Origin of the sequence: Hymenobacter daecheongensis DSM 21074 (genome assembly GCF_900141805.1) — a bacterium.
GTDB lineage: Bacteria > Bacteroidota > Bacteroidia > Cytophagales > Hymenobacteraceae > Hymenobacter > Hymenobacter daecheongensis.
Genome location: NZ_FQYN01000010.1, coordinates 157,347 through 166,221, shown reverse-complemented (window position 1 = coordinate 166,221; position 8,875 = coordinate 157,347). Strand labels below are relative to the sequence as shown.

The 8,875-nt window shown below is 62.7% G+C and carries 4 protein-coding genes; 3 read left to right on the top strand and 1 reads right to left on the bottom strand.

The features are described 5' to 3' along the window. Positions 1–519: 519 nt before the first annotated feature. The 3 genes from BUB62_RS17485 (at position 520) to BUB62_RS17470 (ending at position 7,741) form a co-directional block, all read left to right on the top strand. Positions 520–1,896 carry a rhodanese-like domain-containing protein gene (locus tag BUB62_RS17485; protein WP_073112373.1) on the top strand — a complete coding sequence of 459 codons (1,377 nt, stop codon included), beginning with the start codon at positions 520–522 and terminating at the stop codon, positions 1,894–1,896. A 765-nt stretch (positions 1,897–2,661) separates the two neighbouring features. Beyond that, positions 2,662–3,942, top strand: a complete 1,281-nt coding sequence (gene sbcD, locus BUB62_RS17475) for an exonuclease SbcCD subunit D C-terminal domain-containing protein (protein WP_073112369.1) — start codon at positions 2,662–2,664, stop codon at positions 3,940–3,942. A gap of 46 nt (positions 3,943–3,988) precedes the next feature. Beyond that, complete coding sequence (locus tag BUB62_RS17470; RefSeq protein ID WP_073112367.1) at positions 3,989–7,741, top strand: AAA family ATPase; 3,753 nt, start codon at positions 3,989–3,991, stop codon at positions 7,739–7,741. On the opposite strand, the gene BUB62_RS17465 is transcribed toward BUB62_RS17470, so the two are convergent. Then, positions 7,738–8,805, bottom strand: a complete 1,068-nt coding sequence (locus tag BUB62_RS17465; RefSeq protein WP_084539172.1) for a DUF6687 family protein — start codon at positions 8,803–8,805, stop codon at positions 7,738–7,740. The genes BUB62_RS17470 and BUB62_RS17465 overlap by 4 nt on opposite strands. Positions 8,806–8,875: the final 70 nt, after the last annotated feature.

Genomic DNA, 8,875 nt, shown 5'->3' with positions numbered 1-8,875 from the left:
GCTGATGCGCAGAAGCAGTTTGAAGGCACGCTGCAGGCCGTGCTCAACCCCAGCGTTTACAACGACGTGTATCTGCCTAAGCGCAGCTTTTTCCTGAATGGCCAGGGCCGTTAGCCGTAACTAGCCAGAGCTTGTGCTTTTGTCAGCGCTGATTGGCCTCGACTTTCTACAGCACTGCTGAAAAGCTCCAACCCAGTGGTTGGGGCTTTTTTGTTATCGTAATGTACAGGGTCACACTTACGCGGCGGGTTGCTTCCGGGCCCAGGCCGAGCTTTTTCCGGCTGCACTTACTTACGGCCTACCTTGGTCTTTCGCGACCTGGCTTGCGGCTTACGAGTGTTGTATAGCAATAAATTGACTAACACTTTAAAGCTTTTAATTTTAACTTGTTAGCTTACCCACTGCAGCCACACTCGCGGAGCACTGTTATAACAGGCCTACGGGTTGCTTATATTTGAAATCCGCCGTTCCGGCCTTGGCCTCGGTCAGGCGGCTACGTTTTCACTACACCTAACTTCCATGAGCCCCCTGCCCAGTAGTCCCGCCTCGGTTCAGATTCAGCAATTTTATGACAAGGGCCTGGCCCACGCCAGCTACGCCATTCGGGCCGGCCGGCAGATTGCCGTTATTGATCCGGGGCGCGACCCCCAGCCGTACTACGACTTTGCCGACGAGCACGAAGCCCGCATCGTGGCCGTGATTGAAACCCACCCGCACGCCGATTTCGTGTCGTCGCACCTGGAAATAGCCGAGGAAACCGGCGCCACCATCTACTGCAGCCAGCTGGTGCGGGCCAGCTACCCCCACCACCCCTTCGACGACGGCGACCGGCTGGTGCTGGGCCCCGTGGAGCTGCACGCCATCAACACCCCCGGCCACTCCCCCGACAGCATCTCGGTGCTGCTGCTCGATGAGCTGGCCCAGTCCCGCGCCGTGTTCACCGGCGACACGCTTTTCGTGGGCGACGTGGGCCGGCCCGACCTGCGCGAAGACGACAACGTGGGCGGCCACAAGCGCGAAGACCTCGCCGCCATGCTCTACGACAGCACCCGCCGCAAGCTGATGACGCTGCCCGCCACTACCAAGGTGTATCCGGCCCACGGCCCCGGCTCGCTCTGCGGCAAAACCACCAGCCCCGACCTCGACAGCACCATCGGCCGGGAGCTGCAAACCAACTACGCCCTGCAGCCCATGAGCGAGCAGGATTTTATTAAAGTGCTGCTCGAAGACCAGCCGTTCATGCCCAAGTATTTCGGCCACGATGTGCAGCTGAACAAGGCCGGGGCGCTGCCCTTCGAGGACAGTATCCGGGCCGTGCCGCGCCTGTATGGCGATGCGGCGCTGGAACCCGGCGTGCTCGTCATCGACACCCGCCCGCAGGCCGAGTTCAAGAAAGGCCATCTGCCCGGCGCTATCAATCTGCAGGATGGCGGCAAGTTTGAAACCTGGCTGGGCTCCGTGGTCGGCCCTGACGAGAAGTTCTACCTCCTCGCTGATACGCAGATTGCCCTGGATACCGTAATTCGCAAAACCGCCAAAATCGGCTACGAAGGGCTGATTAAGGGCGCTTTACTCACCCCGGAACACCTGCCGGCCACCAGCCCCACCGCCAACGTGGAGCACCTGCGCGAGCGGCCCGAAGATTTCACCATCGTCGATATCCGCAACCGCACCGAGGCCAAGCAGCCTATCTTCCCCGGTGCCCTCGTAATTCCGCTGCCCGAGCTGCGGGAGCGCGCCCACGAGGTGCCCACCGATAAGCCGATTATGGTGCACTGTGCCGGTGGCTACCGCTCGGCGGCAGGCAGCAGCATTCTGGAAGCGGCATTGCCGGGCGCGCAGGTAATTGATCTGAGCGAAGCTATTACCGATTTTCAGAAGCAGGTGGTGCACTAGCTCCTGAAGTGACAGAGTAGCGTGGGGCAGCCGGATTCCGAGGATGCTTCACGCTATATTTGTTTACATATAATACGAAGCACAGGTAATCATGACTTATATTACTAGATTCATAAAACAAGACACAATTCAACTAAATTATCATCAGATATATTTAACATCTTTTCACATAGACAACCTTCGCTCCCATGTTGATGAAAACACAATTAATAAATTTATTGCTTCAAAGTTTTTCACATACGACTGCCTACCTGAGATTATAAAGACCAACTGTGACATTTCAATCAATTACTTAAATCCTGCATTCAATCACACCCGAATACAATTTCAGGATTTTAAATATTTCTCTAAAGCTGGCTTAATACAGTACATTGAAGACTACTCCAACAATGATGAATGGGGAGATGACAGAGCTGATTTTAAAGAAGTGTGGTCAGGTCTAAGGAAAATTATTCAGGAAGATGAATACGCTGACAATTTCTACCTACTCAATCTAGACTGGTTTACCGAAGACGACATAAAACTAAATCCAGGTAACGAAATATATGGCTACTATTTATTAATATTCTGGACCAACAGGCATGAAAACAAATCAACCGTTTGCTCATGGTATTTTGACTAAATATATAAATAGTATTATACTTTCGATTTTTCGACTGATACCATCCTGATTGTAGGCAGAAAAATTTTTCTCATTCCCTCAATTCTGCCCACCACTTTCGCTTCCGCCGCCGCTGAGGTATCTTTGAGATTCACTCTGACCTTATGCGCGTACTACACACTGCCGATTGGCACCTGGGCCAGCATTTCCTCACCGGCCAGGAACGCACCGACGAACACAAGGCTTTCCTCGACTGGCTCATCGGCACGGTGAAAGCCCACGGCGTGGACGTGCTGGTAGTGGCCGGCGACATCTTCGACAGCCAGTCGCCTTCGCACGCGGCCCAGGGCCTGTACTACGATTTTCTGGTGCAGATGCTGGGCACCGGCTGCCGGCACATCGTCATTGTGGGCGGCAACCACGACTCGCCCACCATGCTGAACGCCTCGCGGCAGCTGCTGCGGCACCTGCAGGTGCACGTCATTGGGGGCGTGCCGCAGGAGCCGGCGGAGCAGGTGCTGGTGCTGGAAAATGAAACCGGCCGGCCGGGGCTGGTGGTGTGCGCCGTACCGTTTCTGCGCGACCGGGACATCCGTCTCTCAGTAGCCGGCGAAACCGCCGACGAGCGCCACGAGCGGGTGCGGCAGGCCATTGCGGGGCACTATACCCACGTGGCCGGGCTGGCCGCCGCCCTGCGTCACCACGAAAACGGAGTGCCCGTGCTGGCCACCGGTCACCTCTATGCCGCTGGGGGCGAGGCATCGGAAGGCGCGGAGCGCGACGTGCACATTGGCGGACTGGGCTCCGTGAGTGCCGACCAGTTTCCAGAGCTATTCGACTATGTGGCGCTGGGGCACCTGCACCGGCCCCAGCAGGTGGGCGGCCGGGCCCATATCCGATATTCGGGCTCGCCGGTGCCGCTTTCGTTTGCCGAGGCCGCGCACCAGCAGCAGGTAGTGCTGCTCACGCTGGATGCAGCCGGCCAGCCCGTGACGCTAGAATACCTGCCCGTGCCCCTGCAGCGGCAGCTGGTGCGCTTCCGGGGCAGCCGCGAAGAGGTAGAATATCAGATTATGGCCTTCGACAACCAGGACCGCCCGCTGGTGGCCTGGGCCGATGTGGAGGTAGTTTCCGATGAGCTGCCTTCGGAAATTCACCGGGCTATCAGCGCCGCTTTCGATACGCGCCGGGGGCATATCGAGGCCCCCCGCACGCCCCGCGTGCGGCGGCAAATGCCCGAGCAGGACCTGGCCCGGCAGTCGGCCCCCACCGAAACCCTGCAGGATCTGACGGTGGCCGAAGTGTTTGCCCGCCGCATCAGCACCTTGCCCGAGGCCCAGCGCACCGCCCTCACCGACACGTTCCGGGAGCTTTGCCAGCTGATGGAGCAAAGCACCGGCGAACCAATCCCGGCCGCCCCGACTTTTAGCGTTACCGCCTCCTGACCCCACCCGCGCTCCTGCTTTTACCAGGGCCGGCTTTCTATCCGCTATGAAAATTATCAGCGTCAGCTTTTCCAACCTCAACTCCCTGCTCGGCGACTTCACGGTGCGCTTCGATGAAGCCCCGCTCGCCGATACGGGCCTTTTTGCCATTACCGGTCCCACCGGGGCCGGCAAAAGCACGCTGCTCGATGCCATTGCGGTGGCTCTGTACGGGCGCGTGCCCCGGCACGGCAAGCAGGTGGAAGAGCTGGTGAGCCGCCACGCCAGCCGCGCCCATTCGGCCGTCGAATTTGAGGTGATGGAAACCGACGAGGTGACCCGGGAGGCCACGCGGGTGCGCTACCGCTCCCGCTGGGAGATAAAGCGCAAAAGCCGGGGCAAGGAAAAAGGCGAGCTGGGCGAAGACAGCATGGTACTCACCTGCCTGCGCCAGCACAAGGATATTGAAACCCTCAAAACCCGGGTGCAGCAGAAAGTGGTGGAGCTGAGCGGCCTGGAATTCGGGCAGTTCGAGCAGTCGGTGCTGCTGGCCCAGGGTGCGTTTGCCAAGTTTCTGAAAGCCCGGGAAAGTGAGCGGAGCGCCCTGCTGGAGAAAATAACCGACGTGCGCCAGTACAAGGAAATCTCTATCCGGGCTTTCCGGCAGGCCGCCGCCGCCGAAAGCCAGATGAAGCAGCTGCGGGCCCAGCTGAATTTCGTGCAGCTGCTTTCTGCCGAAGCCCGCGCTACCCTGGATACCGAGCTGAGCGAATTGCTGCGCCAAAGTGAGCAGCACGATATGCACGCCGCCCGGCTGCAGGAGCAGCTGGCGTGGCGGCGGCAGCTGCTGGGCCTCACCGAAACCATTGCCCAAACCCAGCAGCGCCTCGCCCAGGCCGATGTCCAGGCCGAATTGCTGGCGCCCCTGCTCCGCCGCCTCACCGACCACGAGCGGGCCGAGCCGCTGGCCGCCCCCCTGGCCCGCGCCGCCGATGCCCGGCAGCTGGTAGAAGCTGCCACCGCTGCCCTGCACCATACCGAAACGCAGCTGCCGGCCGCGGCCCTGCGCCTCCGGCAGGCCACCGAAACGGCCGCCACCCACCGCCAGGCCTGGCAGCAGGCCGAAGTTCGGCGCCCCGTCCGCGAGCAGCTGCTGAACGCCGCTGACCAACAAGACCACGCTATCGGCGAAGCGGCCAACCAGCTGACCCTGACCCAAAAGGCCCACGATGACGCGCAGGCAGAAGCAAAGCGGCTCACCGAGGCCCGGCAGCGGCGGGCGCAGGAGTTGGCCGAACTGCAGGCGCGGGAGCAGTCGGCTACCGATTGGCTTATCCGGCACCAGCACGAGCGGGAGCTGAGCCAGCAGATTATTGCCATTCAGCGGGATTTAGAGGACCTGGGCAAGGCCCAAAGCCGCCTGCTTCTGGTGGAAACCGAGCTGACGCGCTATCAGGCCCAGGCCGACGCGGCCACCCGCGAAACCACCCGATTGCAGCAGGAGAAGCAGATTTTAGAAGCTGAGCAGCAGGCTATTCTCACGGAAGGCAAGCCCCTGCGGGAAGAAGAGCAGCAGCTGCTGGCTGGTCAGTCGGTGGCGGAGCTGGAGCAGGTGGTAAGCACGCGGCAGGCGCACCGGGAACGGCTGGGGCAGCTGCACATTCTGGCAGCCCAGTTTCAGGCCCGCTCGGCCGTAAGCCAGCAGCAGGCCCAGGCGTATGCCGACGGAAACCAGGAGCTGGAAACCGCGCTGGTAAGTCAGCAATCCACGGCGACCAAGCTACTGCCCGCCCGTCAGGAGCTGGAGCTGCGCCGGCGCATTGCCCGCCAGCAGCGCCTCATCGTGGACCTCAACGCCCAGCGCGCCCACCTCCTCAGTCCCCACGCCGACTGTCCGCTGTGCGGCGCCGCCCCCGCTCATCACACCCACCCCGCCGATTTTCGGGCCGAGCTGGGCGACGATGAGCGCCAGGAGGAGCTGCAGCAGCAGCTGGTGCAGGCGCTGGAAACCGAGCTGGCGCAGCACGATATTCAGGTGGCCCGGCTCCAGGCCGCGCAAGCCGCCCGGCTGGCCGCCCAGCAGGAAGCCCAAACCGACGCGCAGCAGGCCCACGACACTTTTGCGGAGTGGAGCGCCGGCCATACCGTGCCCGCCCTCACTACTCCCCTGCCGGACTGGCAAGCGCAGCTGGAGGCCGCCGCCCAGGACTACACCGCCGCACAACACCAGCTAAGCCGCCTGCGCGAAGTGCAGCGGAAATTGGCGGAGTTTCGGGAAAAGTGGAACGACACCAAACCCCGGCTCAGCACGCTGGAAGCCCAGCTGGCCGCTACCACCCAGCAGTACGCGGCCGCGCAGGAGCAGCTGCGGGGTGAGTTGCCCGCCAAGCGCCAGGCCGAGCAGGAAGCCGTGCAGGATTATATGGCTACGGTCAACTCTCTGCTGCTTCCCCACGCGCTGCGCTACGACGGCCGCGAAAGCGCCGGCATTCTGAGCCAGCTGCAGGAGCGCGCCGACGCGCTGGAACAGCAGCAGACCGCGCACAAAAAGCTTGAGCAGGAACTGGAAGCGCTGAAAAAGCTGGTTTTTGAGGCCCAAACGCAGCTCGACAGCAAAACCCAGCTCCTGCAAACGCAGCACGCCCCGCAGCTGGCCGCCGCCCGCACGCGCTGGCAGGAGTTGCTTGAAAAGCGCCGCCTGTTGCCCGTGGGCCCCGACCCCGCAGCGGAGCGCGCCGCGCTGGAGGCCGAAATGCGCCGCCTCGCCGCCGCCCGTGAGGAAGCCGACAATGCCCTCGTTGAGCTGCAAAAGCAGGAATACGGCCTGCAGGAAGCCATCCGGCAGCAGCACGACGCATTGGCCAAGCACCAGGCCGCCCACGCGGAGCGCGCCACGGAGCTACAAGCTGAGCTAAGTCGCCTGGGCCTCGCCGATGCCGACCAGGCCCGGACGCTGCTGCTGCCCGAGGCCGAGGCCGCCGACCTGCGCCGCCGCCGCGACCAGCAGCAGCACGAGCGACGCGACGCCGAAAAGCAGCTCGCCGAGGCCCACCGCCAGCACGATGCGCTGCTCACCCGCGCCCTCACCGACCTGAGCGAGGCCGAGCTGCTCACCCGGCAGCTCGACCTGAAAGCCCAGTCCGAAGCCATCCAGCAGCAGCGCGGCCAGCTGGTGCAGCAGCTCCGGCAAGATGATGACGCCCGCCAACGGCAAACCGACCACCAGCTGGCGCTGGAAAAGCTGGAGCTGGAGTTTCAGCGCTGGGATGATCTGAGCAAGCTGATCGGCTCGGCCACGGGCGACGCCTTCAGCAAATTTGCGCAGGGCCTCACACTGGCGCACTTAGTGGGACTGGCCAACGAGCGCCTGCACCAGCTCAGCACGCGCTATACCATCCTCAAAACCCCGCATCAGGACCTCACGCTGCAGATTATCGACCACGACCAGGCCGACAGCGTACGCACGATGAACTCGCTTTCGGGCGGTGAGAGTTTTCTGGTGAGCCTGGCGCTGGCGCTGGGCCTTTCCGAACTGGCCGGCCACAAAGCGCAAATCGAGTCTCTGTTCATTGATGAAGGCTTCGGGACCCTCGACCCCGATACGCTCAACGTGGCCCTCGATGCGCTGGAAAAGCTCCAGCACAGCGGCAAAATGATTGGCGTGATTTCGCACGTGGCGGAGCTAAAAAGCCGCATTACCACCCAGGTGCAGGTGATACCGGCCCGCGCCGGCAACAGCACCATCCGCATTCTGGATGCGCAAGGGCAACTCCATTCCTGCGTCACCCGCGCGGTGGTGAGCGCGCCGTCGGCGGGCTAATCCACCAGTTGCTCCCCCGCCGCCCTGATGTCGGCCCAGCTCCAGTAGCGGCGGGGCTCAATAGCAGCATAGCCGGCCTGGAAGAAGGCCACTACTTCCTGCTCCAGCTTTTCGGGGCTAATGCTGGAGGCATAAATCGGCCGTTGGTCGGGGTCGGCGTAGCGCTGGGCTTTGGCAAGGCCGCTGCCCTCAAGGCGCAGCAGCGGGCCGGTGTCGGTGATGCCGTCGTGGGTCCAGCGGCGCGGGGTGGTTTCCAGCGCGTTCAGGCGGGCAGCCAGCGCGGCCAGCGGCAGGCGCGGCAGCGTAGGCTGGCTTTCCAGGTCAATCCAGGTGGTGTACTTATACTCGAATTCGTAACGGTTGCCGCTGTACAGACTCAATACCATATCAAAGCCGGCGGTGGGGCCAAACAGGGCATAGTAGGGCAGCGGCTCCGGCGTTTCAATCACCACCAGCCCGATTTCGGGGTAGCGGCGGATGCGCGTATGAGCGCTGGCCATGACCGCCGTAGCCTGCTTCACCCGCCGGTATTCCGGCTCCCAGGCGGCGCGGCCGGTTTCGGGGTTTTCCAGCACGGCGCCGAAGCTGGGTAGAAACCAGGCGAATTTTTCGGCCGAAGCCTCGTCTTCGCGGCGGCGCAACGCGGGCGCACCGAAGGGCCGGTAAAACAACTCCTGCTCCTTGGCATTGAGCCAGCCCACCAGCTGCAGGGCCGCATCGGCCAGCGGGTCGCTCCGGTCCAGCTCCCGGAAGTCGCCCAGTGTGGCCGTGAGGCGCAGCAGCCGCTCGTGCCGCAGCGCCTGCGCCGGGTGCAGCAGGCTCCAGACTCCAATAAAGCCATCAATATCAAAGTGGTTGGCCGTGACGGCGCTGGCTTCCAGCCCAGGCGTGGCGGGGGCGTGCAAGGCCCGCAGCACCGAGCCGGCGCTGGTATCGTCGCGCAGGGCGGCGGGCGTGGGTGCCCCGCGCCAGTGGGCCAGCACCAGCGCCGCCCCGTTGGCCGTGCTATCGACAACGATGGTGGGCTGCTGGCGGAGCCGGGCGAAGGGAACGAAGAATTTCAACGGCAGATTGACAAAAGCGGCGGGTGGGCAAAGGTTGGCATTCCTTCGTCGTCGCCGCAGGCAGGCCGCC